The organism is Pseudomonas sp. PAMC25584 (genome assembly GCF_058135675.1).
The window spans coordinates 5426274-5453069 of the sequence record NZ_CM176870.1 but is presented as its reverse complement, the minus strand read 5'-3'; the positions used below and the strand labels follow the sequence as shown (position 1 = coordinate 5453069).

Sequence of the window (26796 nt, the reverse complement as noted above, 5' to 3'; positions counted from 1 at the left end):
CGGATAATTGAGCGCCGAGTATGCCGCAGCTACGACTTACATACATAAATTTACGTGCCCTGTGGTGAGTTTCAGCGCCTCACCACAGGGCGGCGCTTACACGAAGCAGAGTGACAGCGACTCGGCAACGTAAGCGGGTTTTTCCTGGCCTTCGATTTCCAGGGTGGCGGTGGCCTTGAACAGCCATTGGCCGGGTTTTTTCTCGGTGACGTCGGTGAGCGTCACGTTCAGGCGCACCTTGGAATTGACCTTCACCGGCTGGATAAAACGCACACTGTCCAAGCCATAGTTGATCGCCATCTTCAAGCCTTCGGGCATGATCAGGATGTCTTCCATCAACTTGGGCATCAGCGACAGTGACAGGAAACCGTGGGCGATCGTGCTGCCGAACGGGGTTTGCGCGGCCTTGACCGGGTCGACGTGGATGAACTGATAATCGCCAGTGGCCTCCGCGAACAGGTTGATACGGGCCTGGTCGATGGTGAGCCATTCGGAACGTCCCAGTTCCTTGCCGACATAATCTTTGAGCTGCGCTACAGGTACATAGGGCATTGCGTCTCTCCTTGGTTCATCGGTTTTTATTGATGTGCGAGAACGAGGTTAGATCATCATGGGCAACCAGCCCGGTCAATCCACCATGCTTATTGCGAATGCCTGAGCATAGCGTGGGCATGTTTATAATGCGGGCGAGTCTTGAGGGGGAAGAACGGATGCTGTTACGCGGTCTGACATGGCTGGTGCTGTTTCAATTGATCGGCACGGCGATCAACCATTTGCTGATGCCGGTGTTGCCGGGGCCGATCATCGGTTTGCTGTTGATGCTGGGTTACCTGGTGTGGCGCGGCGAAGTCGCTGAGCCCCTGAGCCTGGCGGCCAGCAGCCTGCTGCGTTACTTGCCGTTGCTGCTGGTGCCGCCGGCGGTGGGAGTGATGGTGTACGCCAAGGATATTGCCGCCGACTTCTGGGCCATCGTCGGCGCGTTGGTGTTGTCGCTGGTGATCGCCATGGGGTTCGTCGGCGTGCTGATGCAAAAACTGGTCAAGCGCCAGGCGCAGAGGGAGGAGCAATCATGACCTTCGACTGGCAAGGCGCATGGACAGCGGTGATTCATCATCCGCTATTCGGCATCGGCATCACCCTTGGCGCCTATCAACTGGTACTCGCGGGCTTCGAGAAAACCCGCTGGATCTTCCTGCAGCCGGTGCTGGTGTCGATGCTGCTGGTGATTGGCGTGTTGCTCACCTGTGGCCTGAGTTACGCCGAGTACCGCAAGAGCACCGAGATCATGAGCATTCTGCTGGGCCCGGCGACCGTGGCCCTGGCGGTGCCGCTCTATCTGAACTTGCGACGGATTCGTCAATTGTTCTGGCCGATTTTTACTACGCTGGTGATAGGTGGCGTGTTGGCCACTGGTCTCTGTGTATTGCTGGGCTGGTGGTTCGGTGCCGAACACAGGATGTTGATGACGATGGCGCCCAAGTCGGTGACCTCGCCGATTGCCATGCTGGTGGCCGAGCAGATCGGCGGCGTGGCTGCATTGGCTGCGGTGTTTGTGCTGATCACCGGGGTGATCGGGGCGATGATCGGCCCGGCATACTTGTCGCGCCTGGGCGTGCACAGCCCCGAGGCGCGCGGCATGGCCCTGGGCATGACCGCCCACGCCGTCGGCACGTCGGTGGCCCTGCAGGAAAGCGAAGAATGTGGCGCCTTTGCGGCGCTGGCCATGAGCCTCATGGGCGTGGCGACGGCGGTGTTCCTGCCGCTGGCCGTGTCGGTGATTGTTTGAATCGGGGTTAAGGAAACCTTTATGAGTCTGGCGCTGTTCCCGCTCAACACTGTGCTATTTCCCGGCTGCACCCTCGACCTGCAATTGTTCGAGGTGCGCTACCTGGACATGATCAGCCGCTGCATGAAAAAGGGCGAAAGTTTCGGCGTGGTGTGCATCCTCGATGGCAAGGAGGTAGGCACGGCCGCGGATGGCTACGCGCTGATCGGCTGTGAAGCGCTGATACGTGACTTCAAGCAGCAGGATAACGGCCTGCTGGGCATTCGCGTCGAGGGCGGGCGCCGCTTTCGTGTCCGCGACGCCGAGGTGCAGAAGGACCAGTTGCTGGTGGCCGAGGTGCAATGGTTGGAGGAACTGCCGGACCACGCGCTGGAAGAGGAGGACGCCGACCTGCTGGCCCTGCTCCAGGCCCTGGCCGAACACCCGATGGTGGCCTCGCTGGACATGGGCACCCATGCCGATGGCCAGCAGGCCCTGGGCAATCAATTGGCGTATTTGCTGCCGTTCACTGAGGCCGACAAAATCGACCTGCTGCAGCTCGATGATCCGCAGCAGCGGCTGGATGCGATCCAGATGCTGCTGGATGAGTTGCAAGGTGAGCTGTTCACCTGATCTTCGGAATTGTCTGGCGCTGCTTTCAGACTTTCCTGCGTTGCTCCCGTCGCACTGGCTGAAATAGTTTCCGATCACACAACCACTGATCAGGGGATGAACATGATTCGGCTAGTGCAATCGGAGCAGGCGGCCTGGGACGTTTTTTTTGTCACCATTACTTCGCAGTTGCTTGCGCAGGATGCAATGCGTAGTCCGGAATACATCGCCGAGCGCGGCGCAGAAATTGCCGACGAAATGCTGCTGGAGCGGCGCGAAAGGTGCATCGAGCGTCGAACCGCCCCAATTGACTGGATCGGTCCGGCCAAGGGTCAGTAGGCGTACCTGAGCAGCGCGTGCGGGGTGCCGGTAAAGGCGATGAAACCGAGCACCGCCACTACGACGGGCAATACCAGCCACCAGGCTTTCTGCGGCATGGGTGGCAGCGGGCTGCGGTATTGGACCGCGCTCAGGCTCAATGCGCAGACGGTCATCGCCAGCAGTGTTCCGGCCAGGATGTCGGTGGGCCAGTGGGCGCCGAGGTAGACCCGCGACAGCGCGATGAATGCGGCGGGAATGCAGCCCAGCAGCAGCCAGGTCAGGCGCAGGCGCGTGGGTTGCCCGCGCCCGGCCAGTACCGCCAAGGCCAGGAAAAACGCGAATGCGCCGGAGGCGTGGCCACTGGGCATGCTGAAGCTGGTCAGCGGGTCAGTGAGGATTTCCGGGCGACCACGGGCAAAAAATTGCTTGGTGGTGGTATTGATCAGCGCGGCCCCGCCCAGCGTGACGCCGACAAACAATGCGTGGCGCCATTGTCGTGCCAGTAACAACAGGCCAGTGAGCAGGGCGCTGGCGACAAACATCTTCTTGAACTCGCCCAGTTGAGTGAGCCTCACCATGGTCTCGTCCAGCCAGGCGCTACGATGCTCCTGCACCAGGGTGCTCAGCCCCTGGTCGAAGTCGTTGAGGTGCGGGTAGCCGATAAACAGCGCGATCAACAGGATCAGGCTGGCGCAACCGGTCCACAACGTGGCCTGGCGATGGCCGCGCAGGCTGCTGTTCAAACTCAACCCCAGCAACACCGCCAGGCATGCCGCGACAATCCCCGCTTCGGGCCAGAACCCCGCCGGCAATGGCAGGCGGAAGGCCGCGCCGGTCGCCCAGCCCGGCAGCAGGTAGGCGACCGTCCAACTGGCCGCCGCGACAATGCTGACGAGAGCAAAGCGCGGGAACGGCATGTCGCACATGCCGGCCACCATCGGCAGCATGGGGCGCAATGGGCCGATGAAGCGCCCTACCAGCAGGCTGGCGATGCCGTACTTGTGGAAGTAGGTCTCTGCGCCGTTCATCCATTCAGGGTGATGCCGCAGGCCGGGCAGGCGCCGGATGTTCTGGTGGAAATGTCGCCCCAGGAAGTAGGACACCCCATCGCCTAACAGGCCGCCGAGAAAACCCAGCAGCAGGGTTTCACTCAGGGGCAGTGCACCGCTGCCGGCCAGCGTGGCAATGGCGAACAGCAGCACCGTGCCGGGCACGATCAACCCGGCAATGGCCAGGCATTCTATGCATGCGACGATAAATACCGCCGCCGCCAGCCATTGGGGGTTCAGCGTCAGCCAGACGGTGATGCTATCGAGCCATTGGCCCATACAATCCACTCCACTTATGCAGTTTTTTCAATTGGCAATCCACCGACGATCAGCGCCCACAGAGGATCGGTTGCGTTGCAGGTAGCCATTTCCAGCAGGAACAACCGGTTCAAGCCTTCAAAGCAAAAAATAGTCGCGGCCTTCTACCTGGCCCCGGCGCAGCGGGTTCCGCGTGCAATAGGCCGCATAGCCAGCATCGACGAAGCGGTACATCAAGTGTTCATCCCTGCCGCTGGGAATGCCCAGGCGAGTGGTCTGGATAATGTGCATCGGCACCTGGCCGACGTCTTCCACATAGAGCCGCTCCTGTTCGAAGCGCTTGGCATCCCACATTGGTACTTTCAGGCCCAGCGCCTTGCACAGCAAGGTCTGGCCGGCGCAGAGCTTCTGCGAGGGGCGCGGGCCGCCATTGGCGTCCGGGTTGTTCAGCAGCATCTGCGCCAAACTCGCCGGGCCGCAGATGTCATCGACCCAGGGATAGGCGGATTTGATCAATACCGCATTGCCCGGGCCTTGGGCGCTGAAGTTCAGCGAATCGCCGCCACGGGCGTAGTACATATAGATATGCCCACCATCCAGAAACAAAGCCTTACGCTTTTCTGTGTAGCCCAGTGAGGCATGGCTGCCTTTTTCGGCCATGTAATACGCTTCGGTTTCAATAATCCGTGCCGAAAGCCAGATATCTCCGACACGATGGCGGATGACTTTGCCGAGCAATTCCCGCGCAAGGAGTTGCGCATCGCGGTCGAAGAAGCGGTCGGGCAGGGCGCTGGCGGGGAGTTGGGAGGTAACACTCGACATGGCGTTCAGGGTAAATACGGCTAAATGTGACGGAATAATAACAACTCCCACCTTAATTACGGCTGAACCCCAGGTTTTTACAGTTCATTTCGACCATCCGCCCCTCACCGCTGTCAGTCGGGCGGCGTCACAGCTATAATCTGCCGCTTTCCTCTTTGCCAAGACTCCCTGACCATGACTGAGTCCGTTCTTGACTACATGACCCGCCTGGGTCGCGCTGCCCGTCAGGCCTCGCGGTTGATCGCCCGTGCGAGCACCGCACAGAAGAACCGCGCCTTGTTGGCCGCCGCCGATGCTCTGGATGCTTCGCGCTCCGAGTTGGCTGCCGCCAACGAACTGGACCTGGCCCACGGCCGCGCCAATGGCCTGGAGCCGGCGCTGCTCGACCGCCTGGCGCTGACCCCTGCGCGTATCGACGACATGATCGAAGGCCTGCGTCAGGTCGCCAAGCTGCCTGACCCCATCGGTGAAATCCGCGATATGCGTTACCTGCCGTCCGGCATTCAGGTCGGCAAGATGCGCGTGCCCCTGGGCGTGATCGGTATCATCTATGAGTCGCGCCCGAACGTGACCATCGATGCGGCGAGCCTGTGCCTCAAGTCCGGCAACGCGACCATCCTGCGTGGCGGTTCCGAGGCGATTCATTCCAATCGCGCGATTGCCGCCTGCATCCAGCAAGGCCTGGCCGTGGCCGAGTTGCCGGCCGAAGTGGTGCAAGTGGTGGAAACCACCGACCGCGCCGCCGTCGGCGCGCTGATCACCATGCCGGAATTCGTCGACGTGATCGTGCCGCGCGGTGGCAAGAGCCTGATCGAACGCGTCAGCCGTGATGCCAAGGTGCCGGTGATCAAGCATCTGGACGGCGTCTGCCACGTTTACATCGACATCGCGGCCGACATCGACAAGGCGATCCGCATCGCCGACAACGCCAAGACGCACCGTTACGCCCCGTGCAACACCATGGAAACCCTGCTGGTGCACGCCGGCATTGCCGATCGCGTGCTGCCGCCGCTGGCTGCCATCTACCGCGACAAGGGTGTTGAACTGCGTGGTTGCGAGCGTACCCGTGCGCTGCTCGGCGCGGACGTGATCGAAGCCACCGAGCAAGACTGGTACACCGAGTACACGGCGCCGATCCTGTCGATCCGCATCGTCGACGACCTTGACCAGGCCATCGAACACATCAACAAATACGGCTCCAAGCACACCGACGCCATTGTTACCGAGCATTTCAGCGATGCCCGGCGTTTCCTCACCGAAGTGGACTCCGCTTCGGTGATGGTCAACGCCTCGACGCGCTTTGCCGACGGCTTCGAGTATGGCCTGGGGGCGGAGATCGGTATCTCCACCGACAAGCTCCACGCACGCGGCCCGGTTGGCCTGGAAGGCCTGACCAGCGAGAAGTATGTAGTGTTCGGCGACGGTCATGTGCGCACTTGATGGGTAAACGCATCGGGTTGCTCGGCGGCACTTTTGACCCCGTGCATATCGGCCATTTGCGCAGCGCCCTGGAAGTCGCGGATGCCCTTGCGCTGGACGAATTGCGTGTGATCCCCAATGCCCGGCCGCCGCACCGCGATACGCCGCAGGTGTCAGCGCAGCAGCGCCTGGAAATGGTGCGCCTTGCCGTCGCTGGCATACCGCCGTTGGTGGTGGACGACCGCGAGCTCAAGCGCGATAAACCGTCCTACACTGTCGACACCCTGGAGCTGATGCGTGCCGAGTTGGCCGCGGACGACCAGTTGTTTCTGCTTTTGGGCTGGGACGCATTTTGCGGCCTGCCCTCTTGGCATCGCTGGGAGGAACTCCTCCAGCATTGCCACATCCTGGTTTTGCAACGCCCGGATGCCGACAGCGAACCGCCGGATGCCTTGCGCAACCTGCTGGCCGCGCGGTCGGTAAGTGACCCCTTGGCCCTGACCGGGCCGAACGGGAATATTGCATTCGTCTGGCAGACCCCGCTTGCGGTGTCCGCCACCCAGATCCGTCAACTGCTGGCCAGCGGGAAGTCGGTACGTTTCCTGGTGCCTGACGCGGTCCTGGCCTACATCGATGCGCACGGACTTTACCGTGCGTCGAACTGAAAAGGCGCGCTTGAACGCACGAACAATCGTGCAGCGAGCGCCCGAACATACGAGCAAAACGAGTTTTATATGACGAACAAAGACGTAAGCAAAGTTAAGCGCAAAGGCACCTTCAAAAGCGCGCCACTGCCGGTTGAAGCCCATGTTGGCCCGGAACTGGCTGGCGAAGAGCTGGTGAAAGTCGCCGTGGCTGCCCTGGAAGACGTCAAGGCCCAGGACATCCAGGTGCTGGACGTGCGCGACAAGCAGAGCATCACCGACTTCATGATCATCGCCACCGGTACCTCCAACCGCCAGATCGGCGCGATGCTGGACAAAGTGCGCGAAGCCGTCAAAGCCCAAGGCGTGAAGCCGCTGGGTGAAGAAGGCAAGGGCGACAGCGACTGGGTGCTGCTGGACATGGACGACGTGATCGTTCACATGATGACCTCCAACGCCCGTCAGTTCTACGACCTGGAGCGTTTGTGGAAAGGTGCCGAGCAGAGCCGCGCGGCGGATGGCAAGCACCACAACCCTGAAGTGGGCCATGCGCACTTCGACAAGCTCAACAAAGACCAGGAATAAGGAACGGCTGTGCGCCTGCGTCTGATCGCTGTCGGTTCACGCATGCCCAAGTGGGTGGAAGAAGGCTGGCACGAATATGCCAAGCGTCTGCCCGCCGAGCTGTCGCTTGAGCTGGTGGAAATACCGCTCAACACCCGGGGCAAGAACGCCGATGTGGCTCGCTTTATCCGTCAGGAAGGCGAAGCCATGCTGGCCAAGGTCGGCCCCAACGAGCGCATCGTCACCCTCGAAGTCCACGGCAAGCCCTGGAGCACCGAGCAATTGGCGGTTGAACTGGATCGCTGGCGCCTGGACTCGCGCACTGTCAACTTCATGGTCGGCGGCCCCGAGGGGCTGGCGCCGGAGGTCTGTGCGCGGGCGGACCAACGCTGGTCGCTGTCGGCGCTGACGTTGCCGCACCCGTTGGTAAGGATTCTGATCGGTGAACAGCTGTATCGCGCCTGGACAGTTCTGTCCGGGCACCCTTACCACAAATAGTCTGCGCCCCTCCCGATGACTCAGCCGATCCGCATCAAGGACCACGAGAAAGACGCACGTCTGGTACGCGCGCGCGTGGTTTTTGGCGCGATCATGGTGGTGACGTTGATCGGGGTGTTGATTGCGCGCCTGTATTTCCTGCAGGTGATCCAGTACGAGTATCACTCCACACTGTCGGAAAACAACCGGGTGCATGTGCAGCCGATTCCGCCGACCCGTGGCCTGATTTTCGACCGCAACGGCGTGGTGGTCGCGGATAACCGGCCCAGCTTCAGCCTGAGCATGACCCGCGAACGCTCCGGCGACTGGCAGCAGGTCCTCGATGTGATCGTCGACGTGCTGCAACTGACCCCGGAAGACCGGGCGATCTTCGAAAAGCGCATGAAACAGGGGCGTCGGCCGTTCGAGCCGGTGCCGATCCTGTTTGAGCTGACCGAAGAGCAGATCGCCCGGATTGCGGTGAACCAGTTCCGCCTGCCGGGCGTGGAAGTGGTGGCGCAACTGGTGCGGCATTACCCGCAAGGGCCGCACTTCGCGCACTCCGTCGGTTATATGGGGCGGATCAACGAGAAAGAGCTGAAAAGCCTCGACCCGGTCAATTACAGCGGCACCCACCATATCGGCAAGACCGGCATCGAGCGCTTCTACGAGCCCGAGCTGCACGGCCAGGTGGGTTACGAAGAGGTCGAGACCAACGCTCGCGGCCGCGTGCTGCGGGTGCTCAAGCGTACCGACCCGGTGCCGGGCAAGGACATTGTGCTGAGCCTGGACATCAAGCTGCAGGAAGCCGCCGAGATGGCCCTGGGTGGGCGACGTGGTGCTGTGGTGGCGCTGGACCCGAATACGGGCGAAGTCCTGGCCATGGTCAGCCAGCCCAGTTTCGACCCCAACCTGTTCGTGACGGGGATCAGCTTCAAGGCCTACGCCGAGCTGCGCGATTCCATCGACCGGCCGCTGTTCAACCGGGTGTTGCGCGGCCTGTATCCGCCGGGTTCGACGATCAAGCCGGCGGTGGCGATTGCCGGCCTGGACGCGGGCGTGGTCACGGCGTCGAGTCGTGTGTTCGACCCCGGCTATTACATGCTGCCTAATTACGATCACAAATACCGTAACTGGAACCGCACCGGTGACGGCTATGTCGACCTGGACACCGCAATCATGCGTTCCAACGACACCTATTTTTATGACCTGGCCCACAAGCTGGGGATCGATCGCCTGTCGGCCTACATGGGCAAGTTCGGGCTCGGTCAGAAAGTCTCCCTGGACATGTTCGAAGAGTCGCCCGGCCTGATGCCGTCGCGCGAATGGAAACGTGCCACCCGCCGTCAGGCGTGGTTCCCCGGCGAGACGCTGATCCTCGGCATCGGCCAGGGCTACATGCAGGCCACGCCGCTGCAACTGGCCCAGGCCACGGCACTGGTCGCCAACAAAGGCATCTGGAACCGGCCACACCTGGCCCGCACCATCGAGGGCGAAAAGCCGGTGGATGCAAACCCGATTCCGGACATTGTGCTGCGTGACCCGTCGGACTGGACCAAGGTCAACCACGGCATGCAGCAGGTGATGCACGGCGCCCGGGGCACGGCGCGCAAGGCGGCGATCGGGGCGCAATATCGCATTGCTGGCAAGAGCGGTACGGCCCAGGTGGTCGCGATCAAGCAAGGCGAAAAATATGACCGTTCCAAAGTTCAGGAACGCCACCGCGACCACGCCTTGTTTGTCGGCTTCGCCCCGGCGGACGACCCTAAGATCGTGGTCGCCGTGATGGTCGAGAACGGCGAGTCCGGTTCGGGCGTCGCGGCGCCAGTGGTCCGTCAAGTGATGGATGCCTGGCTGTTGACCGACGACGGCAAGCTCAAGCCCGAATATGGCGGCCCCCCTTCAAGCACCGAGGTTACGGCCAGTGAAGAGTAATTTTGACCGCATCCTTTCCAGCGAGGATGTGATGCGTCGCCGCGCGACATTGCTGCAGCGCATGCACATTGATGGCCCGTTGCTGATCCTGCTGCTGACCCTGGCGGCCGGCAGCCTGTTCGTACTGTATTCGGCCAGCGGCAAGAACTGGGACCTGCTGATCAAGCAAGCGTCGTCGTTCGGCCTGGGCCTGTTGTCGATGGTGGTGATTGCCCAGTTGGAGCCGCGTTTCATGGCGCGCTGGGTGCCGTTGGGGTATGTCGCCGGCGTGTTGCTGCTGGTGGTGGTGGACGTGATGGGCCACAACGCCATGGGCGCGACCCGCTGGATCAATATTCCGGGGGTGATTCGCTTCCAACCGTCGGAATTCATGAAGATCTTGATGCCGGCGACCATCGCCTGGTACTTGTCCAAGCGCACCTTGCCGCCGCAACTCAAGCATGTGGGGATCAGCCTGATCCTGATCGGCGTGCCGTTTATCCTCATCGTGCGCCAGCCGGACCTCGGTACCTCGCTGCTGATCCTGGCGGGCGGCGCGTTCGTGCTGTTCATGGGCGGCTTGCGCTGGCGCTGGATTCTCAGCGTGCTCGCCGCCGCCGTGCCGGTGGCCGTGGCCATGTGGTTCTTCTTTATGCATGACTACCAGAAGCAGCGGATTCTCACGTTTCTCGACCCGGAGAGCGATCCGCTGGGTACTGGCTGGAACATCATCCAGTCGAAGGCGGCCATCGGTTCTGGCGGTGTCTTTGGCAAAGGCTGGCTGATGGGCACCCAGTCGCACCTGGACTTTTTGCCTGAGAGCCACACCGATTTCATTATTGCGGTGATGGGCGAAGAGTTCGGCCTGGTGGGCATTTGCGCGTTGCTGTTGATCTATTTACTGTTGATTGGTCGTGGCCTGGTGATCACCGCGCAGGCGCAGACGTTGTTCGGCAAATTGCTGGCGGGTTCGTTGACCATGACTTTTTTTGTTTACGTTTTCGTCAACATCGGTATGGTCAGTGGCCTGTTGCCGGTGGTTGGGGTGCCGTTGCCGTTCATTAGCTACGGCGGAACTTCGCTGGTGACATTGATGTCAGCGTTTGGGGTTTTGATGTCGATTCATACGCATCGCAAATGGATCGCACAGGTTTGAATAAGGTGAAGATGTCAATGCAAGTAATGCGCTGCTGGGCGACTCGGCATGCGTCCTGGATGAGCCTGATTGGGCTGCTGGGCGCCATGCACGAGGCGCGGGCCGGTGACTACGATGGTTCGCCCCAAGTCGCCGAGTTCGTCGGTGAGATGACCCGCGACTACGGCTTCGCCGGTGAACAGCTGATGGGCGTGTTCCGCGAGGCGCAGCGCAAGCAGGCGATCCTTGACGCCATCTCCCGCCCGGCCGAACGCGTGAAGCAGTGGAAGGACTATCGCCCGATGTTCCTGACCGATGCCCGCGTGGCACGGGGTGTGGACTTCTGGCGCGAGCACGAAGCCGTGCTGGCCCGCGCCGAGCAGGAATATGGCGTGCCCGCCCAGGTGATTGTCTCGATCATTGGCATTGAAACCTTCTACGGGCGCAATACCGGCAGTTATCGGGTAATCGACGCCTTGTCGACCCTGGGCTTCGATTACCCGCCCCGCGCCGATTTTTTCCGTAAGGAACTGCGCGAATTCCTGCTGCTGGCCCGCGAAGAACAGGTCGACCCGCTGACCCTCAAAGGCTCCTACGCCGGTGCGATGGGCTTGCCGCAGTTTATGCCGAGCAGCTTTCGCGCCTACGCGGTGGACTTTGACGGCGACGGCCATATCAATATCTGGAGCAACCCGGACGATGCCATCGGCAGCGTGGCCAGCTACTTCAAGCGCCATGGCTGGGTGGGCGGCGAACCGGTGGTCAGCCGTGCCGACGTGAGCGGTGAGCGCGCCGATGAAGGCCTGACCCAGGGTATCGAGCCGGCCAAGACGGTCGGGGAGTTGCGGGCGCTGGGCTGGTCAAGTCATGATGCGCTGCGCGATGATATGCCGGTTACGGCTTTCCGCCTGGAAGGCGAAAACGGCCCTGAATACTGGATGGGCCTGAAGAATTTCTACGCAATCACGCGTTATAACCGCAGTGTGATGTACGCCATGGCCGTGCATCAACTGTCTGACATGCTGGTCCAAGCACGGGGCAACAAGTAATGCGGGCATCGCCGTTGAAAAAACCGCTCAAGCTGGTGGCGTTTGCCGCGTTGTCCTTGCTGGTTGCCAGTTGCTCCACCAGTCGCGCGCCGACGCAAAAGTCCGGGGGGGCCGCCGTTCGTTCCCAGCCGGGCCTGGACATCAACCGCGCGCATAAAGACGGTGCGCCGTGGTGGGACGTCGACGTGTCGAAAATCCCGGATGCCACGCCAACCCTGCACACCGGCCCGTACAAGGCCAACCCCTATACCGTGCTGGGCAAGAATTACTTCCCGCTGCAGGACTCCAAGACCTACGTACAGTCGGGTACAGCGTCGTGGTACGGCACCAAGTTCCACGGCCAGAACACGGCCAATGGCGAGGTCTATGACCTGTACGGCATGAGCGCGGCCCACAAGACCCTGCCGCTGCCCAGCTATGTGCGCGTGACCAACCTGGACAACAATCGCACGGTGATCCTGCGGGTCAACGATCGCGGGCCGTTCTATTCGGACCGGATCATCGACTTGTCCTACGCTGCCGCGAAGAAACTCGGTTATGCCGAAACCGGCACCGCGCGGGTCAAGGTCGAAGGGATCGACCCCGCGCAATACTGGGCCCAGCGTGGTAAGCCGGCACCCTTGATGCTCAACGAGCCGCAGGTCGCGCAACCCCAAGTGACGGCGTCGACCGGCAAGATCGAGCAGTGGACGCCACCTGCGCAACAGCACGCCCCTGACACGGTCGTCGTGCCCCGCGCTGCGCCGGGGGCCTCGGCCGCTGGCGGGCAATACCTGCAAGTGGGCGCTTTCGCCAACCCGGATGCGGCAGAGCTGTTAAGGTCCAAGCTGAGCGGCATGGTCAATGCGCCGGTCTTCATCAGCTCCATCGTGCGCAATCAACAGACCTTGCACCGCGTGCGCATGGGCCCGATCGGTTCGCCGAGCGAGGTCGCGCAAGTGCAGAACAGCGTGCGTTTGGCCAACCTGGGGCAACCCAGCGTGGTCAGCGCCGAATAAACCGTAAAGGATTGAAGGTTCAGGTTCGTGCGCGCGCCTGAGCCCTGGTTGTTGGCTCGTTGAACAATAAAACCCAGGGGCAAGGGGTGGGCAGGCAACCGAACACGCGACAGACTGGTAACGGGCTGTCTGAATAAGTTTTGCCCGCGAGGGCAAGTTTCCATAAGTAATTTCGAGAGACGGATGAACATCATCACCTTAGCCAAACGCACGTGCCTGCTTATCTCGCTGATCATCACCCCGGCCGCCTGGGCGGTTGAAATGGTGCCGGCTTCACCGCAACTGGCCGCCAAGGCCTGGGTCCTCATGGATGCCGCCAGTGGCAACGTGCTGGTGGAAAACAACGGTGACCAGCGCCTGCCACCCGCCAGCTTGACCAAGCTGATGACGGCCTACATTGCGACCCTGGAAATCCGTCGCGGCCAGATCGGCGAAAACGACCCGGTGACTGTCAGCGAAAACGCCTGGCGCACCGGCGGTTCACGGATGTTCATCAAGGTCGGTTCGCAGGTGACGGTCAGCGATCTGCTGCACGGCATCATCATCCAGTCCGGTAACGACGCCAGCGTCGCCCTGTCCGAGCACATCGCCGGCAGCGAAGACGCGTTCGCCGACATGATGAACAAAACCGTGGCCGACCTGGGCATGACCAACAGCCACTTCATGAACCCGACCGGTCTGCCGAACCCAGAGCACTACTCGTCGGCTCACGACATGGCGATCCTGGCGCGCGCGATCATTCGTGTCGACCCGGTCCACTACGCGATCTACTCCCAGAAGGAATTCTTCTGGAACAACATCAAGCAGCCTAACCGCAACCTGCTGCTGTGGCGCGACAAGACCGTTGACGGTCTGAAAACCGGTCACACCGAAGAAGCCGGCTACTGCATGGTGTCGTCCGCCGTGCGTGATGGCCAGCGCCTGATCGCCGTGGTCTTCGGCACCAACAGCGAGCAGGCCCGTGCGGCCGAGACGCAAAAACTGCTGACCTACGGTTTCCGCTTCTTCGAAACCCAGACCTTCTATCAGAAGGGTGCTGAACTGGCGACCGCGCCGGTATGGAAAGGCGCGACCTCGCAAGTCAAGGCCGGCCTGGCTGAAGACCTGACCCTGACCATGCCTAAAGGCCAGTTGAAAAAGCTCGCTGCCAGCATGACCATGAACCCGCACCTGGTTGCGCCAATCGCCAAGGGCGACGTGATCGGCAAGGTCGAAGTGAAACTGGACGATAAAGTGGTACACAGTGCCGACCTGATCGCCCTGGACGCCGTCGACGAAGGTGGTATCTTCCGCCGCGTGTGGGATAGCATCCGTCTATTCTTCTACAGCTTGTTCAACTGATAAGTGTGCACCTGCAAAGCCCCGTGTTGATCCGACACGGGGCTTTGCCCGTCGCCACGGCTTACGCTTACGAGGCTGTTACGCCATGACCGATAAAGAAGTAAAGGCGCCAAAGATCGAATTCCCGGTGACGGATTATCCCGTCAAGGTGATCAGCGATACCGGTGTGGGCAACAAGGACAAGATTATCGACATCGTGCGTAAACACGCGACGATCAACGACAACCGTGTGGATGAGCGTTCGAGCACCAACGGTAAGTACACCACGATCCAATTGCACATCGTTGCGATCGGTCAAGACCAGCTCTACGACATCAACAGCGAACTGCGGGCCACCGGCTTCGTACACATGGTGCTGTGATGCCACAGGTCCTGGGCTTTCGCGAGCTCGGTCGGATGGACTACGAGCCCGTCTGGCACGCCATGCAGCGCTTCACCAACGAGCGCGGCAGCTCGGCTCCCGATGAAATCTGGCTGGTGGAGCACCCGCCGGTGTTCACCCAGGGCCAGGCCGGCAAGGCCGAGCATCTACTACTTCCGGGTGATATTCCGGTGGTGCAGGTCGACCGAGGGGGGCAAGTGACTTACCATGGGCCCGGTCAACTGGTGGCGTATCTGCTGCTGGACGTGCGCAAGCTGGGGTTTGGCGTGCGCGACCTGGTGAACCGCATGGAGGCTTGCCTGATCGAGCTGTTGGCCAGTTACGGCGTGAGCGCCACGGCCAAGCCCGATGCGCCCGGTGTGTATGTGGATGGCGCGAAAATCGCCTCCCTGGGGCTGCGCATTCGCCACGGTTGTTCGTTTCATGGCCTGGCGCTGAATGTGGACATGGACCTGGCGCCGTTCCGGCGTATCAACCCGTGCGGTTATGCCGGGTTGGCGATGACCCAGTTGAGCGACCACGCCACACCGATTAAATTTGCCGAGGTAAGTGCCCGGCTGCGTGCGCAGCTCGTCAAACACCTCGACTATGCTGAGCAGACGACCCTTACGGGCGGAATCGACTGACTATGACTACTGATGCAGTGCAAACCATGATCCCGACGCTGGACGTCACCGAGCGTCCGGCCCCGGCCCCGCGTGCCAAGGTGGAAGCCGGCGTCAAGCTGCGCGGCGCCGACAAGGTTGCACGCATCCCGGTCAAGATCATCCCGACCACCGAACTGCCGAAAAAGCCTGACTGGATTCGCGTGCGCATCCCGGTCTCGCCGGAAGTCGACCGGATCAAGGCTTTGCTGCGCAAGCACAAGCTGCACAGCGTGTGCGAAGAAGCGTCCTGCCCGAACCTGGGCGAATGCTTCTCCGGCGGCACCGCCACCTTCATGATCATGGGTGACATCTGCACCCGTCGTTGCCCGTTCTGCGACGTCGGCCACGGCCGGCCGAAGCCGCTGGACGTCAACGAGCCGGCAAGCCTGGCCATCGCCATCGCCGACCTGAAGCTCAAGTACGTAGTGATCACCTCGGTCGACCGCGACGACCTGCGTGACGGCGGTGCCCAGCACTTTGCCGACTGCATCCGCGAAATCCGCAAGCTGTCGCCGGACGTGATGCTCGAAACCCTGGTGCCGGACTACCGTGGCCGCATGGACGTCGCGCTGGAAATCACCGCCGCCGAGCCGCCGGATGTGTTCAACCACAACCTGGAAACCGTGCCACGCCTGTACAAGGCTGCGCGCCCAGGTTCGGACTACCAGTGGTCGCTGACCCTGCTGCAGAAATTCAAGCAGATGATGCCGCACATCCCAACCAAGTCCGGCCTGATGCTGGGCCTGGGCGAAACCGACGAAGAAGTGATCGAAGTCATGCAGCGCATGCGCGAACACGACATCGACATGCTGACCCTGGGCCAATACCTGCAGCCGTCCCGCAGCCACTTGCCGGTGCAGCGTTTCGTACACCCGGACGTCTTCGCCTGGTTCGCCGAGGAAGGCTACAAGATGGGCTTCAAGAACGTGGCGTCGGGCCCGCTGGTACGTTCCTCGTACCACGCCGACGAGCAGGCCAAGCTGGTCAAGGCTAGCCTGGTTTCCTGATAGGCATTTGTGCAACACCGCAGGTCCAATGTGGGAGGGGGCTTGCCCCCGATTGCAGAGTGTCAGTCACTGCCTCTGGTGACTGAACCACCGCTATCGGGGGCAATCCCCCTCCCACATTTCGTTCCGCGTTGATTAGGGAGAATCGTGGATGACCGCCGCCGTACCTGCATTGCGTTCTGAAGCCACCATTGGCCTGATCGCGCCCGCCGGCCCTGCCGCGCTGGACGTGGAAAAAGCCGGGCAATGGATGCGCGCCCGTGGCTATGAGCTGCGCATCTTCGCGGGTGTATATGAACGCGACGGCTACCTGGCTGGCAGCGACGATGTGCGCCTGCACGACCTGCACGCCGCCTTCGCCGACCCCGCGATTGATGCGATTTTCTGCCTGCGCGGCGGCTACGGCACGCCCCGCCTGCTGGACCGCCTGGACTTCGACCTGCTGCGCGCCAACCCCAAGCCATTTGTGGGGTATAGCGACATCACCGCGTTGCACCTGGCAATCAACCGCTATGCCGGTTTTGTGACCTTCCACGGCCCGATGCTGAATGCCGACCTGCTCGGCGACAAGCAGCCACCGACCGAATCGTCGCTGTTCAACATGCTGCGTGGCCAGCTCGGCGCAGGCAGCGTGCTGACTCACCCTGCAGCCTACCCGTTGACCACGATCGAGCCCGGTATCGCCTGTGGGCGCTTGCTCGGCGGCAACCTGTCGATGATCGCAGCGGTGATGGGCACGTCCTACGAAATCGATGCCGAGGGCATCATTCTGTTTATCGAAGACGTCAACGAGCCGATCTACCGCATCGACCGCTTGCTGACGCATCTGCGCCTGGCCGGCAAGCTGGCCCAGGTAGCGGGTGTGCTGGTGGGGGATGTGGCGGGTGTGGATAACGCCGCGTTGGAGCGGCTGCTGAAACAGACCTTCGAACCGCTACGCATCCCGGTACTGTCCGGCTGGCGCAGTGGGCATTGCGATCCGAACCTGACGCTGCCGATGGGGGCGTGGGTGCGGTTGGATGCGGGGGAGCAGCGGGTGGTGTTGGAGCAGGATGTGGTGTTCAACCCCTGAATCTGTCGTCTGCTAAACCGCTATCGGGAGCAAGCTCCCTCCCACATTTGGACCGCGTACATCCTTTGAAATGCAGTCAAATGTGGGAGGGGGCTTGCCCCCGATAGCGGTAGTTGCCATAAGCCGATCTAACGGTTCTGCAACGACTCCAGCAATTTCACCGTCGGATAACCATCCGCCGGCCAGCCCAGTGACTGTTGCGCCGCACGGATCGCCTTGCGCGTGTTAGCGCCGATAATCCCGTCCGGGTTGCCCGCGTCATAGCCATTGGTGCTGAGTACGGTCTGCAGATCAATACGCTGGGAACGACTCAGCGGCAGTTCATCTTTCGGCCAATCGCCCCGAATCACACCGCTTCCGCCGAAGCGCTCCGACAGCAGGCCAACGGCCAATGCGTAGGACGACGAGTTGTTGTACTTGAGGATTGCGCGGAAGTTATCCAGCACCAGAAACGCCGGGCCACGGTAACCCGCCGGCAGCAACAGGGCGGCGGAGAGCTGGTCGACGTTAGGCGGCATGCTCGCCCCCGGCGGCAATTGGATGCCCAGTTTCAGCCAGTCGGCGACGGTCTTGCGCACGCCACCGTCGGCCAGGGCGTAATCGAAGTTGGTCGGCAGTTGTTTGACTTCGAAACCCCACGGCTGGCCTTTCTGCCAGCCGGAGCTTTGCAGGTAATGCGCGGTGGAGGCGAGGGCGTCGGCCGGGCTGTTCCAGATATCACGGCGACCGTCGCCGTCGAAGTCCACGGCGTGGGTGTTGTAGGTGGTCGGGATGAACTGGGTCTGGCCCATGGCGCCCGCCCACGAGCCGCGCATTTGGTCGGCCTGGATGTCGCCGTGCTGGATGATCTGCAGCGCCGCGAGCAATTGCGCCTGGGCAAAGGCTGGGCGCCGACCTTCGTAGGCCAGGGTCGCCAGGGAGCGGATCACCGAGTTATTGCCCTGGAACTGACCGAAGTTACTCTCCATGCCCCACACCGAGACGAGCGCCTGGCGGTCGACGCCATAACGTTGCTCGATGCTTTGCAGGGTGTCGGCGTACTTGATCAACAGTGCCTGGCCATTACGCACGCGTACTGGCGACAGCGCGCCGTCGAGGTATTCCCACACCGGGCGGGAAAATTCCGGCTGGCTGCGGTCGGCGCGGATCACTGCCATGTCCGGGGTGATATTGGCGAAGGCCGTATCAAAGACGGCTGGCGTAATCCCGGCCGCCAAGGCTTGCGCACGGAAACCGGCCTGCCATTCGGCAAAGGTCTGGGTGGGCTGGATGTCCAGGTTGTCCACGGCCAGCGGGGCCACGACAGCGGGCGCAACGACCGGTGCGGTCGACAGTGTTGGCAGGGGTTGAGCATCTGCGGCGGTGGGTTTTTCCGCGCAGGCGACAAGCAGAATGAGGCTGGAGGCAGCGATCAATTGGCGAAGGTGCCAACGACGGGAAAGACGAGAGGGCATGCACAGGTCCAGGGATTACAAATCAAGTGCTGACCTTATCATGCCGGAGGGCCGCTTGCCTTCAGGCAGCCAGAAAGTAAGAAGCCTCCCAGCTATTAGACTGGAAGGCTTCGCGGCGGTAGCTGCCTTTGCCCTTGCCGGCGCGTTCCTGACGGCTGCGGAACAGTGGCTGGGCGATGATGGATTTGGCCTTGTTGAGGCCATGCTTAGATGGCTTTTTGCTCATGATCGTTACTCTTTTCAGGTGGGATGCAGCGCTGCAAATCATCTGCCGAAGTCTGGCCGCTGTAAAGCCTGACAAGTTTTTTGAAATGAAAACACAGCCAACATGTGGGAGGGGCAAGCCCCCTCCCACAGTGGTTTTGCGGTGTTTTTAAGCGCGGCGTTATTCGGCAGGTAATGTCAGGCGCTGGCCAGACATCAACAGTGACAAACGACTCAGGCTCATCCACGGCGAACCGGCTGCCTGGCCTTTGATTTGTGCGTCGATGCGCTGGGCCTCCAGCAACAATTGCGCCCAGCGTTGCGCCGAGTGCCGTTGCAGGGCTTTGCTCATCAGTGGTTTGCGCTTGTCCCAGACAGGCGGCCGGGCCTGGCTGAAGCATTTGTCCAACGGCGTGCCCTGGCTGTATTGCAGTGCAATATTGGCCAGTACCCGTAACTCGCGGGCCAGGGCCCAGAGAATCACCGGCGGTTCCACCCCTTCACCGCGCAACCCTTCGAGCATGCGCAGGGCGTGGGCGGGCTCGCCGTTGAGGATGGCATCCACCAGCCCGAACACGTCAAAGCGCGCGCTATCAGCCACGGCGCCCTGCACGGTTTCGACGGTGATCTGCCCGTCTTCGGCCATCAGCTTGAGCTTTTCGATCTCCTGGGCAGCGGCAAGCAGGTTGCCTTCGACGCGGGCGGCGATCAGCTCCACGGCGTCCTGCGTGGCCGACAGCCCGGATTGGGACAGGCGCTGACGAATCCACTGCGGCAACTGATTGCTGTCCACCGGCCAGATCTGGATGAACTGGGTCTGTGCCCCTTCCACCAGCGCTTTGCCCCACTTGGTTTTCTGCGCGCTGCCGTCGAGCTTGGGCAGGCTGATCAGTAACACCGTGTCTTCGGCAGGCCGCGAACAGTACTCGATGAAGGCCGCCGCGCCCTTGTCCCCAGGCTTGCCCGACGGCAGACGCAGTTCCAGCAGGCGTTTCTCGGCAAACAGCGACATGCTTGCGCCGGCTTGCAGCAGCGTGCCCCAGTCGAAACTGGCGTCGGCGCTGAACACCTGGCGTTCGTCGAAGCCTTGCTGGCGTGCGGCGGTGCGAATGGCGTCTGCCGCTTCCTGGCACAGCAACGGGTCATCACCGCTGACGATATAGACAGGCGCGAGAGCACCTTGCAGGTGTTTGGCGAGTTGGGCGGGGGCGAGTTTCATAGGCGAGATGAACGGGGCGCCTGGGGCGCCCCGTCTGGCTTACTCTACAGGGACTTCAACAGGCGATTGTTTCGGCGTGTTGTTTTCGTACTCTTGCGCGGCTTTCAGGGCATCGGCGTCAGCCTTGGCCTTGTTGTCGGCGGTTTGTTGCAGGAGTTCCAGTTTTTCCGGCGTCAGCTGTTGCAGGCGCAGCATCACGCGCTGGACCAGCTCACGACGCATTTCTTTGCGTACCTGGGTCATTTCCGAGTCCGAGCCCACCAGGTTGTTGCCATCGTGGCTTACGACCTTTTGCACTTCGATCTTGTCACCCATCAATGGCAGATGGTCGCGGCCCTGCATTTCAAAAACCAACGAGGTGTTCAGCTCGATATCGGACGCACGGCCAGCGCTGGCGTAGCTGAGGTTACGCTGGGTTTCTTTCTCGTCTGCCAGGAACAGCTTGTAGGTCGCGCCGGTGTAGACATGCACGCCACTGTTTTCCAGTGTGTCGCGCAGTTGCACAACGGTTTCGCCATAGGCGTTGCGGGCGCTGACGTCCAATTCCTTGATGGTCAGTTCATTGGTGCCGGTACCACGCAGCTGGAAGCCGCAAGCGCTCAGCAGCACAGCAAGGCCCATCACCAGCAAGTTGCGTTTGATCATTTTATTGCTCCCCTTGAAACCATGCGGGCCTTATCGAGGCCCTGAAGGTTTAGTTCGGCGCAGCGCTCAAGCCCTGCGCCCGATCCGATTTAGCTGGCGACGATGTTGACCAGTTTACCCGGCACCACGATCACTTTGCGGATCGTCAGGCCTTCGGTAAAGCGCAGCACGTTCTCGTTGCAGCGCGCGGCTGCTTCGACGTCTTCGCGGCTGGCGCTGGCCGGCATGTCGATCTGGCCGCGCAGTTTGCCGTTGACTTGGATCACCAACTGCAGCGTGTCCTGTACCAGCGCGCTGTCATCCTGCACCGGCCAGCGGGCATCAATGACGGCATCGTTGTGGCCCAGGCGGTTCCACAGTTCATGACTGATGTGCGGCGTGATCGGGGCCAGCAGCAGGGTGACCGCCTCGAGGCCTTCGTGAACCAGCGCACGATCCTGTTCGGTGACGTGTGGCGCTTTTTCCAGCACGTTCATCAGCGTCATCACCTGGGCGATGGCGGTGTTGAACTTGTGGTTCTGGCCCACATCCTGGCTGGCGTGCTTGATGGCCAGGTGGGTGCTGCGGCGAATGACTTTCTGCTCGTCGCTCAAGGCGGCCACGTCCAGCTTGCCCGGCAGGCCCTGGCTGACATGGGCGTGCGCCAGGCGCCAGACGCGCTTGAGGAAGCGGTGCGAACCCTCGACGCCGGAGTCGGACCATTCGGCGCTCATGTCAGGCGGTGAGGCGAACATCATGAACAGGCGGCAGGTGTCGGCGCCGAACTGGTCGATCATCGACTGCGGATCGACGCCATTGTTCTTCGACTTGGCCATCTTCTCGGTGCCACCGATCTCCACCGGCAGGCCGTCGGCGATCAGCTTGGCGCTGATGACCTTGGCTTTGCTGTCGCGCTCGAGCTCGACATCGGCCGGGTTGAACCAGGTGTAACTGCCATTGGCTTCGCGACGGTAATACGTCTCGGCGATCACCATGCCTTGGGTCAGCAGGTTCTTGAACGGCTCGTTGGAACTGACCAGGCCTTCGTCGCGCATCAGCTTGTGGAAGAAGCGCGCGTACAGCAGGTGAAGAATGGCGTGTTCGATACCGCCGATGTACTGATCCACCGGCAACCAGTGGTCGGCCGCCGATTTCTCGACCAGGCCGCCCTCGTAGTGCGGCGAGGCGTAACGGGCGTAGTACCACGAGGACTCGACGAAGGTGTCCATGGTGTCGGTTTCACGCTTGGCAGGCTGGCCGCATTTCGGGCAGTTGCACGCGTAGAACTCGGGCATGCGCGCCAAAGGCGAACCGGCGCCGTCCGGCACCACGTCTTCCGGCAGGATCACCGGCAACTGGTCTTCCGGCACCGGCACGTCACCGCAGGTCTCGCAGTGGATGATCGGGATCGGGCAGCCCCAGTAGCGCTGGCGGCTGATGCCCCAGTCGCGCAGGCGGAACTGGGTGCGCGAGGCACCGAGGTTTTTCTTGATCAGCGCCACTTCGATGGCGTCGAAGGCACCGACGAAGTCCAGGCCGTCGAACTCGCCAGAGTTGATCAGCTCACCGTGCTCGCCGTAGGCGTCTTGCCACGGGGCTGGGTTGGTGTCGCCCGAGCTGGTGCGCACCACGGACTTGATCGGCAAGTTGTACTGGGTGGCGAATTCGAAATCGCGTTCGTCGTGGGCCGGCACAGCCATTACTGCGCCATCGCCGTAGTGCATCAGCACGTAGTTGGCGACCCACACCGGCAGTTTTTCGCCGGTCAGCGGGTGCTCGACGAACAGCCCGGTCGGCAGGCCTTTTTTCTCCTGGGTGGCGACGTCGGCTTCAGCCACGCTGCCACCTTTGCATTCGGCGATGAACGCCTGCAGCTCAGGGTTGTTCTGTGCGGCCCGGCTAGCCAGCGGGTGTTCAGCCGCGACGGCGACGTAAGTCGCGCCCATCAAGGTGTCCGGACGGGTGGTGAAGACTTTGAGGGCACCCGCTTCGCCGATCGAATCGACGTTGTACGGGAACTGCACTTCCATGCCCTTGGATTTGCCGATCCAGTTGCGTTGCATGGTCTTGACCTGTTCAGGCCAGCCCGGCAAGTCGTCGAGGCTCGACAAGAGTTCATCCGCGTAGGCGGTGATCTTGAAGTAGTACATCGGAATTTCGCGCTTTTCGATCAGCGCGCCGGAACGCCAGCCGCGACCGTCGATCACCTGCTCGTTGGCCAGCACGGTCTGGTCGATCGGGTCCCAGTTCACGGTGCCGTTCTTGCGGTAGATCATGCCTTTTTCGAACAGGCGGGTGAACAGCCATTGTTCCCAGCGATAGTAGTCCGGCTTGCAGGTGGTCACTTCGCGGGACCAGTCCACCGCCAGGCCCAGGCTGCGCAGCTGGGTCTTCATGTAGGCGATGTTCTCGTAGGTCCACTTGGCGGGCGCTACGTTGTTCTTCATCGCGGCGTTTTCCGCCGGCATGCCGAAGGCGTCCCAACCCATGGGTTGCAGGACGTTCTTGCCTTGCATGCGCTGGAAGCGGGAAATCACGTCGCCGATGGTGTAGTTACGCACGTGCCCCATGTGTAGCTTGCCGCTGGGGTAAGGGAACATCGATAGGCAATAGAAGGTCTCCTTGCCTGGCTGTTCACTGACTTCAAAGGACTTTTGCTCGTCCCAGAAAGATTGGGCGGCATTTTCTATTTCACGGGGCTGATATTGTTCGTGCATGGCTACTTTTGAACTGAATAGGGGTGGCCTAATCCTCTTCGGTACATTGTCCGGGTCGAGCGGCACCAAAAAGCGCCGCGTCCGTGCCCAAACCCTGCGGGAAGTGGAGTTACAGGAAGCGCCGTAGCATACATGACCCCACTCTATCGAGGGAAACCCTGATTGCTCGGTCGAGGCCGTCTGTCGCGGCGCCGGGCAGGCGCAGCCATGGGGGCTACGCTGTTTATTGGGGAGCAAGACTTATCTTCAATGAGGTGAGGGGATGGTGGAATCGCAGCGAATGTTATCTAAATCGGATGTTTACCAAGGACTCATCGACCGCTTGGGTCGCGCATTGGATGCAGCCAGTACAGCGGGCCGGTTGCGTGATGAACAGCCCGTCGAGTTGGAACTGCGAGGCTTGAGCCACGCGGAGATGGAACTGATCAAGGCTTACCTGGCAAGGAACGAACGCTTGGCCTCTGTCGGCGTGGCTTGCACGCCACCCAATGAGCCTGTGCGGTCGGCCAAGGTGGTGTGGCTCAAGGATGTATCAGCCGCTCGCGGTCCGGAAAAACATCGGGCCGTGCGGTTTAAGTAATACATGCCCCCTTCGCGGCCTGATCATCGCTGACACTGCTTAGTTCTTGTAAAGATTGTCGCTAAACCCCGTTACACCTTAGGCTTCGGGCATCTATGGAGATGCTCGATGCCTATTCGTTATTTCATCAAACAATTGTTGCTGCCGCCCGGCATTCTCTTGCTGTTGCTGGCCCTTGCCTGGTGGTTTCGGCGCAGCCGCCCGCGCCTGGCGGGGTGTTGCTTTGCTCTCGGGTTGGGCGGGATGTGGCTGATGAGTCTACCGGTCATGGTGGAGTGGGGTGCGCGCGCCCTCGAGACGGCGCCGCCGTTGGCCCGGGAGGATTGGTCGAGCCTGGCTCAGCACGCCGATGCCATTGTGGTACTGGGTTCGGGGCGCGAGCGTGGGGACCCGGCCTGGGGTTCGGACCAGCCAACTGGCATCGGGCTGGAGCGTCAACGTTATGCCGCGCGATTGGCCAAGGCCTCCGGGCTGCCGGTGTTGACCAGCGGCGGTTTGCACTACGGTACGCCGCCGAGCGAGGCTGAGTTGATGGCGGTGTCGATGCGGGACGACTTCGGTGTGACGGTGCGCTGGAAGGAAGAGCGCAGCCGCACCACCTGGGAAAATGCACAGATGAGCGCCGAGATTCTGTTGCCCGAAGGGATCAAACGCGTCGTGGTGGTGACCCAGGCCTGGCATATGCCGCGTGCGGTCTGGAGCTTTGAAAAAGCCGGTTTCAGCGTGGTGCCGGCGCCGGTCGGCTTCCTTGGCCAGGATAACGCCCGGCCGCTGGGTGGCTGGATGCCGGAGTTCAAGTCGGTGTGGCAGAGCGGGCAGTTGCTCAATGAGGCGGTGGGGCAGGTGGGGTATCGGTTGTTCTACCGATAGCACCGCAAATCAAAATGTGGGAGGGGGCTTGCCCCCGATTGCGGTGTATCAGTATCAAATCTACTGACTGACACACTGCTATCGGGGGCAAGCCCCCTCCCACATTTGGTTCGGTTTGATTCTGTTAGACGGTTTTGGACATCCGGCCGGCCAATAGCGCCCAACCAAACAACACCAGGCACACCACGATCAGCGGCCACGACCGCCATTGCAGATACGGCGTGAGGTTGTGCATCGGCACCACTTCGCCGTAGAGGATGCCGCGCTCGAACTGCGGGATCTGCGCGGTGATCTGCCCATACGGGTTGATCAGCCCGGTCACGCCGTTGTTGGTGGCGCGGATCATCCAGCGACCGGCTTCCAGCGCACGCATCTGCGCCATTTGCAGGTGCTGCAACGGGCCAATGGAGGTGCCGAACCAAGTGTCGTTACTGATGGTCAGCAGCAGGTCGCTCTGGGCTGAGAGGCTGGCGGCAAATTCGGGGTAGACCACTTCATAGCAAATGAACGGCGCGATCTGATAGCCCTTGGCCTGCAACATCGCCTGGTCGGACGGGCCGCGTGCGAAGTCCGACATGGGCAGGTCGAAGAAGGCAATCAAGCCACGCAGCATGTCTTGCAGCGGCACGTATTCGCCGAAGGGCACCAGCTTCTGCTTGAGGTAGGTGCCGTCGCCTTCGCCCATCACGGTGATGCCATTGAAGTAGCGCTTCTGGTGATGCACTTCCTGGCGAATCGGCACGCCAGTGATCAGCGCGGTGTGCCGCTCGGCGGCGAACCTGCCCATCATCCCGAGGTAGCCCTCGACGGAGTCCTTGAGCACCGGCACGGCCGTTTCCGGCCACACCAGCAGGTCGACACGCTTGGAACTGAAGCTCATGTCGCGGTACAGCGCCAACTGCGCATTGAGCTGCTCGGGGTCCCACTTCATGCTTTGTTCGACGTTACCCTGGATCGCCGCCACGCTCAGCGGTGCGCCGGACGGTGAAGTCCACGCGTGATGCTTGAGGGCCAGGCCGATGGCCCAGGGCGCTACCAGCAACAACAGGCCGGCGCCGATGAAGGCATTGCGCTTGGTTGCTAGCAGGCGCGGCAGGTTGCACAACACGGCGGCGGTCAGGGCCAGGGCGAAGGAAATCAGCCACATTCCGCCCAGCGGCGCGAGGCCGGTGAGGGGGCCATCGAGTTGACTGTAGCCGGAGTACAACCAGGGGAAACCGGTCAGGAACCAGCCACGGAACGCTTCTTGGCCGACCCACAACGCTGCGAACGTCAGGGCATCGGCCAATGGCGCTTCATTGCGGCGCAGCCAGCGCGCCCACAGCCAGGCGGGCAGGGCGAAGAACAAGGCAATGGCGGCGGTGAACGCCAGCATCAGCAAGCCGGCCAGCAGCACCGAAGCGCCGCCGAAGTGGTGGATGCTGTAGTAGATCCAGCTAGTGCCGGCGCCAAACAGGCCGAAACCGAAACACCAGCCACGGCCGAGGGCCTGGCGTGGGGTCAGTTCCCGCAGCCCTATATAGAACAATCCGACTGCCACCAGCGCAAACGGCCACAGATCGAATGGCGCCAGCGCCAGGGTGGTGATGGCGCCGGCCACCACGGCCAGCAAGTTACCGGGCCAGCCGGGAGCGATGAAACGGCGCATGTCA

Annotated in this window: 28 protein-coding genes; 19 read left to right on the top strand and 9 right to left on the bottom strand. The window is 61.7% G+C overall.

Going from position 1 to position 26796, the window contains the following annotated elements:
• Window positions 1-96 precede the first annotated feature (96 nt).
• A complete protein-coding gene (locus tag ACS5Q8_RS25455; RefSeq protein WP_276195022.1) occupies window positions 97-552 on the bottom strand; it encodes a MaoC family dehydratase in 456 nt (151 codons plus the stop codon).
• Between the two features lie 158 nt (window positions 553-710).
• Here ACS5Q8_RS25455 and ACS5Q8_RS25450 point away from each other — a divergent pair, with 158 nt between their 5' ends.
• The 4 genes from ACS5Q8_RS25450 to ACS5Q8_RS25435 all read left to right on the top strand — a co-directional run bounded on the left by ACS5Q8_RS25450 (window position 711) and on the right by ACS5Q8_RS25435 (window position 2716).
• Entirely contained in the window at window positions 711-1073 is a 363-nt protein-coding gene (locus ACS5Q8_RS25450) for a CidA/LrgA family protein (protein WP_276195021.1), read from the top strand.
• The gene (locus ACS5Q8_RS25445; RefSeq protein ID WP_253399451.1) at window positions 1070-1786 is read left to right on the top strand and encodes an LrgB family protein; all 717 of its coding nucleotides are present in this window, start codon (window positions 1070-1072) and stop codon (window positions 1784-1786) included. Before ACS5Q8_RS25450 ends, ACS5Q8_RS25445 begins: the two co-directional genes overlap by 4 nt.
• 21 nt (window positions 1787-1807) lie before the next feature.
• A complete protein-coding gene (locus ACS5Q8_RS25440) occupies window positions 1808-2398 on the top strand; it encodes an LON peptidase substrate-binding domain-containing protein (RefSeq protein WP_276195020.1) in 591 nt (196 codons plus the stop codon).
• A 102-nt stretch (window positions 2399-2500) separates the two neighbouring features.
• On the top strand, window positions 2501-2716 hold the full coding sequence (locus ACS5Q8_RS25435; protein ID WP_443694049.1) for a hypothetical protein: 216 nt from the start codon (window positions 2501-2503) through the stop codon (window positions 2714-2716).
• On the opposite strand, the gene ACS5Q8_RS25430 is transcribed toward ACS5Q8_RS25435, so the two are convergent.
• Window positions 2710-4026, bottom strand: coding sequence for a bifunctional DedA family/phosphatase PAP2 family protein (locus ACS5Q8_RS25430; protein ID WP_426100550.1), 1317 nt, complete (start codon window positions 4024-4026; stop codon window positions 2710-2712). The genes ACS5Q8_RS25435 and ACS5Q8_RS25430 overlap by 7 nt on opposite strands.
• 117 nt (window positions 4027-4143) lie before the next feature.
• On the bottom strand, window positions 4144-4827 hold the full coding sequence (locus tag ACS5Q8_RS25425) for a DNA-3-methyladenine glycosylase (protein ID WP_276195018.1): 684 nt from the start codon (window positions 4825-4827) through the stop codon (window positions 4144-4146).
• 174 nt (window positions 4828-5001) lie between these two features.
• Here ACS5Q8_RS25425 and ACS5Q8_RS25420 point away from each other — a divergent pair, with 174 nt between their 5' ends.
• The 13 genes from ACS5Q8_RS25420 to ACS5Q8_RS25360 all read left to right on the top strand — a co-directional run bounded on the left by ACS5Q8_RS25420 (window position 5002) and on the right by ACS5Q8_RS25360 (window position 17476).
• A complete protein-coding gene (locus ACS5Q8_RS25420) occupies window positions 5002-6267 on the top strand; it encodes a glutamate-5-semialdehyde dehydrogenase (RefSeq protein ID WP_276195017.1) in 1266 nt (421 codons plus the stop codon).
• The gene (gene nadD, locus ACS5Q8_RS25415) at window positions 6267-6911 is read left to right on the top strand and encodes a nicotinate-nucleotide adenylyltransferase (RefSeq protein WP_253399436.1); all 645 of its coding nucleotides are present in this window, start codon (window positions 6267-6269) and stop codon (window positions 6909-6911) included. Before ACS5Q8_RS25420 ends, nadD begins: the two co-directional genes overlap by 1 nt.
• Window positions 6912-6980: 69 nt before the next feature.
• Entirely contained in the window at window positions 6981-7475 is a 495-nt protein-coding gene (rsfS, locus tag ACS5Q8_RS25410) for a ribosome silencing factor (RefSeq protein ID WP_058412893.1), read from the top strand.
• Window positions 7476-7484: 9 nt separating this feature from the next.
• Window positions 7485-7952 (top strand): 23S rRNA (pseudouridine(1915)-N(3))-methyltransferase RlmH, encoded by a 468-nt coding sequence (gene rlmH / locus ACS5Q8_RS25405; RefSeq protein WP_003176297.1) that lies wholly within the window; start codon window positions 7485-7487, stop codon window positions 7950-7952.
• A 15-nt stretch (window positions 7953-7967) separates the two neighbouring features.
• Complete coding sequence (gene mrdA / locus ACS5Q8_RS25400) at window positions 7968-9866, top strand: penicillin-binding protein 2 (RefSeq protein WP_276195016.1); 1899 nt, start codon at window positions 7968-7970, stop codon at window positions 9864-9866.
• 31 nt (window positions 9867-9897) lie between these two features.
• Window positions 9898-11001 (top strand): rod shape-determining protein RodA, encoded by a 1104-nt coding sequence (gene rodA / locus ACS5Q8_RS25395; RefSeq protein WP_017848344.1) that lies wholly within the window; start codon window positions 9898-9900, stop codon window positions 10999-11001.
• A 17-nt stretch (window positions 11002-11018) separates the two neighbouring features.
• A complete protein-coding gene (gene mltB, locus ACS5Q8_RS25390) occupies window positions 11019-12029 on the top strand; it encodes a lytic murein transglycosylase B (protein WP_276195015.1) in 1011 nt (336 codons plus the stop codon).
• Complete coding sequence (locus ACS5Q8_RS25385) at window positions 12029-13027, top strand: septal ring lytic transglycosylase RlpA family protein (protein ID WP_276195014.1); 999 nt, start codon at window positions 12029-12031, stop codon at window positions 13025-13027. Before mltB ends, ACS5Q8_RS25385 begins: the two co-directional genes overlap by 1 nt.
• A gap of 183 nt (window positions 13028-13210) precedes the next feature.
• Window positions 13211-14368 (top strand): D-alanyl-D-alanine carboxypeptidase family protein, encoded by a 1158-nt coding sequence (locus ACS5Q8_RS25380; protein ID WP_046381929.1) that lies wholly within the window; start codon window positions 13211-13213, stop codon window positions 14366-14368.
• 85 nt (window positions 14369-14453) lie between these two features.
• Window positions 14454-14729, top strand: coding sequence for a DUF493 domain-containing protein (locus ACS5Q8_RS25375; RefSeq protein WP_276195013.1), 276 nt, complete (start codon window positions 14454-14456; stop codon window positions 14727-14729).
• Window positions 14729-15376 carry a lipoyl(octanoyl) transferase LipB gene (gene lipB, locus ACS5Q8_RS25370; protein ID WP_247398643.1) on the top strand — a complete coding sequence of 216 codons (648 nt, stop codon included), beginning with the start codon at window positions 14729-14731 and terminating at the stop codon, window positions 15374-15376. The genes ACS5Q8_RS25375 and lipB overlap by 1 nt, the downstream gene beginning before the upstream one ends.
• 26 nt (window positions 15377-15402) lie before the next feature.
• Window positions 15403-16404: a lipoyl synthase gene (lipA, locus tag ACS5Q8_RS25365; RefSeq protein WP_276198000.1), complete on the top strand. Its 1002-nt coding sequence runs from the start codon at window positions 15403-15405 to the stop codon at window positions 16402-16404.
• Between the two features lie 151 nt (window positions 16405-16555).
• A complete protein-coding gene (locus ACS5Q8_RS25360; protein WP_443694038.1) occupies window positions 16556-17476 on the top strand; it encodes a S66 peptidase family protein in 921 nt (306 codons plus the stop codon).
• Between the two features lie 128 nt (window positions 17477-17604).
• On the opposite strand, the gene ACS5Q8_RS25355 is transcribed toward ACS5Q8_RS25360, so the two are convergent.
• The 5 genes from ACS5Q8_RS25355 to leuS all read right to left on the bottom strand — a co-directional run bounded on the left by ACS5Q8_RS25355 (window position 17605) and on the right by leuS (window position 23694).
• Window positions 17605-18930, bottom strand: coding sequence for a lytic murein transglycosylase (locus tag ACS5Q8_RS25355; protein ID WP_276195011.1), 1326 nt, complete (start codon window positions 18928-18930; stop codon window positions 17605-17607).
• A 61-nt stretch (window positions 18931-18991) separates the two neighbouring features.
• Window positions 18992-19156 (bottom strand): alternative ribosome rescue factor ArfA, encoded by a 165-nt coding sequence (gene arfA / locus ACS5Q8_RS25350; protein WP_276195010.1) that lies wholly within the window; start codon window positions 19154-19156, stop codon window positions 18992-18994.
• Window positions 19157-19315: 159 nt separating this feature from the next.
• On the bottom strand, window positions 19316-20353 hold the full coding sequence (holA, locus tag ACS5Q8_RS25345) for a DNA polymerase III subunit delta (protein ID WP_046381932.1): 1038 nt from the start codon (window positions 20351-20353) through the stop codon (window positions 19316-19318).
• 39 nt (window positions 20354-20392) lie between these two features.
• Window positions 20393-20998: an LPS-assembly lipoprotein LptE gene (locus ACS5Q8_RS25340; RefSeq protein WP_426100556.1), complete on the bottom strand. Its 606-nt coding sequence runs from the start codon at window positions 20996-20998 to the stop codon at window positions 20393-20395.
• An 89-nt stretch (window positions 20999-21087) separates the two neighbouring features.
• Window positions 21088-23694, bottom strand: a complete 2607-nt coding sequence (leuS, locus tag ACS5Q8_RS25335) for a leucine--tRNA ligase (RefSeq protein WP_276195007.1) — start codon at window positions 23692-23694, stop codon at window positions 21088-21090.
• Between the two features lie 262 nt (window positions 23695-23956).
• Between leuS and ACS5Q8_RS25330 the strand changes: the two genes are divergently transcribed.
• Both ACS5Q8_RS25330 and ACS5Q8_RS25325 read left to right on the top strand, forming a co-directional pair.
• Window positions 23957-24274 (top strand): hypothetical protein, encoded by a 318-nt coding sequence (locus tag ACS5Q8_RS25330; protein ID WP_253399409.1) that lies wholly within the window; start codon window positions 23957-23959, stop codon window positions 24272-24274.
• A gap of 108 nt (window positions 24275-24382) precedes the next feature.
• Complete coding sequence (locus tag ACS5Q8_RS25325; protein WP_465159546.1) at window positions 24383-25144, top strand: YdcF family protein; 762 nt, start codon at window positions 24383-24385, stop codon at window positions 25142-25144.
• A gap of 124 nt (window positions 25145-25268) precedes the next feature.
• Here the strand turns inward: ACS5Q8_RS25325 and lnt are convergent, their stop codons facing one another.
• On the bottom strand, window positions 25269-26792 hold the full coding sequence (gene lnt / locus ACS5Q8_RS25320) for an apolipoprotein N-acyltransferase (RefSeq protein WP_276195005.1): 1524 nt from the start codon (window positions 26790-26792) through the stop codon (window positions 25269-25271).
• Window positions 26793-26796: the final 4 nt, after the last annotated feature.

Bases quoted from the DNA above. Each gene is read 5' to 3' on its own strand.
- rodA (WP_017848344.1), top strand. From the start codon at position 9,898: ATGCGTCGCCGCGCGACATTGCTGCAGCGCATGCACATTGATGGCCCG.
- ACS5Q8_RS25340 (WP_426100556.1), bottom strand. From the start codon at position 20,998: ATGATCAAACGCAACTTGCTGGTGATGGGCCTTGCTGTGCTGCTGAGC.
- ACS5Q8_RS25380 (WP_046381929.1), top strand. From the start codon at position 13,211: ATGAACATCATCACCTTAGCCAAACGCACGTGCCTGCTTATCTCGCTG.
- ACS5Q8_RS25420 (WP_276195017.1), top strand. From the start codon at position 5,002: ATGACTGAGTCCGTTCTTGACTACATGACCCGCCTGGGTCGCGCTGCC.
- ACS5Q8_RS25455 (WP_276195022.1), bottom strand. From the start codon at position 552: ATGCCCTATGTACCTGTAGCGCAGCTCAAAGATTATGTCGGCAAGGAA.
- ACS5Q8_RS25330 (WP_253399409.1), top strand. From the start codon at position 23,957: ATGGTGGAATCGCAGCGAATGTTATCTAAATCGGATGTTTACCAAGGA.
- arfA (WP_276195010.1), bottom strand. From the start codon at position 19,156: ATGAGCAAAAAGCCATCTAAGCATGGCCTCAACAAGGCCAAATCCATC.
- leuS (WP_276195007.1), bottom strand. From the start codon at position 23,694: ATGCACGAACAATATCAGCCCCGTGAAATAGAAAATGCCGCCCAATCT.
- lipA (WP_276198000.1), top strand. From the start codon at position 15,403: ATGATCCCGACGCTGGACGTCACCGAGCGTCCGGCCCCGGCCCCGCGT.
- rsfS (WP_058412893.1), top strand. From the start codon at position 6,981: ATGACGAACAAAGACGTAAGCAAAGTTAAGCGCAAAGGCACCTTCAAA.
- ACS5Q8_RS25355 (WP_276195011.1), bottom strand. From the start codon at position 18,930: ATGCCCTCTCGTCTTTCCCGTCGTTGGCACCTTCGCCAATTGATCGCT.
- ACS5Q8_RS25325 (WP_465159546.1), top strand. From the start codon at position 24,383: ATGCCTATTCGTTATTTCATCAAACAATTGTTGCTGCCGCCCGGCATT.
- lipB (WP_247398643.1), top strand. From the start codon at position 14,729: ATGCCACAGGTCCTGGGCTTTCGCGAGCTCGGTCGGATGGACTACGAG.
- ACS5Q8_RS25425 (WP_276195018.1), bottom strand. From the start codon at position 4,827: ATGTCGAGTGTTACCTCCCAACTCCCCGCCAGCGCCCTGCCCGACCGC.
- ACS5Q8_RS25385 (WP_276195014.1), top strand. From the start codon at position 12,029: ATGCGGGCATCGCCGTTGAAAAAACCGCTCAAGCTGGTGGCGTTTGCC.
- nadD (WP_253399436.1), top strand. From the start codon at position 6,267: ATGGGTAAACGCATCGGGTTGCTCGGCGGCACTTTTGACCCCGTGCAT.
- ACS5Q8_RS25375 (WP_276195013.1), top strand. From the start codon at position 14,454: ATGACCGATAAAGAAGTAAAGGCGCCAAAGATCGAATTCCCGGTGACG.
- holA (WP_046381932.1), bottom strand. From the start codon at position 20,353: ATGAAACTCGCCCCCGCCCAACTCGCCAAACACCTGCAAGGTGCTCTC.
- ACS5Q8_RS25440 (WP_276195020.1), top strand. From the start codon at position 1,808: ATGAGTCTGGCGCTGTTCCCGCTCAACACTGTGCTATTTCCCGGCTGC.
- ACS5Q8_RS25430 (WP_426100550.1), bottom strand. From the start codon at position 4,026: ATGGGCCAATGGCTCGATAGCATCACCGTCTGGCTGACGCTGAACCCC.
- ACS5Q8_RS25435 (WP_443694049.1), top strand. From the start codon at position 2,501: ATGATTCGGCTAGTGCAATCGGAGCAGGCGGCCTGGGACGTTTTTTTT.
- ACS5Q8_RS25445 (WP_253399451.1), top strand. From the start codon at position 1,070: ATGACCTTCGACTGGCAAGGCGCATGGACAGCGGTGATTCATCATCCG.
- mltB (WP_276195015.1), top strand. From the start codon at position 11,019: ATGCAAGTAATGCGCTGCTGGGCGACTCGGCATGCGTCCTGGATGAGC.
- lnt (WP_276195005.1), bottom strand. From the start codon at position 26,792: ATGCGCCGTTTCATCGCTCCCGGCTGGCCCGGTAACTTGCTGGCCGTG.
- ACS5Q8_RS25450 (WP_276195021.1), top strand. From the start codon at position 711: ATGCTGTTACGCGGTCTGACATGGCTGGTGCTGTTTCAATTGATCGGC.
- ACS5Q8_RS25360 (WP_443694038.1), top strand. From the start codon at position 16,556: ATGACCGCCGCCGTACCTGCATTGCGTTCTGAAGCCACCATTGGCCTG.
- mrdA (WP_276195016.1), top strand. From the start codon at position 7,968: ATGACTCAGCCGATCCGCATCAAGGACCACGAGAAAGACGCACGTCTG.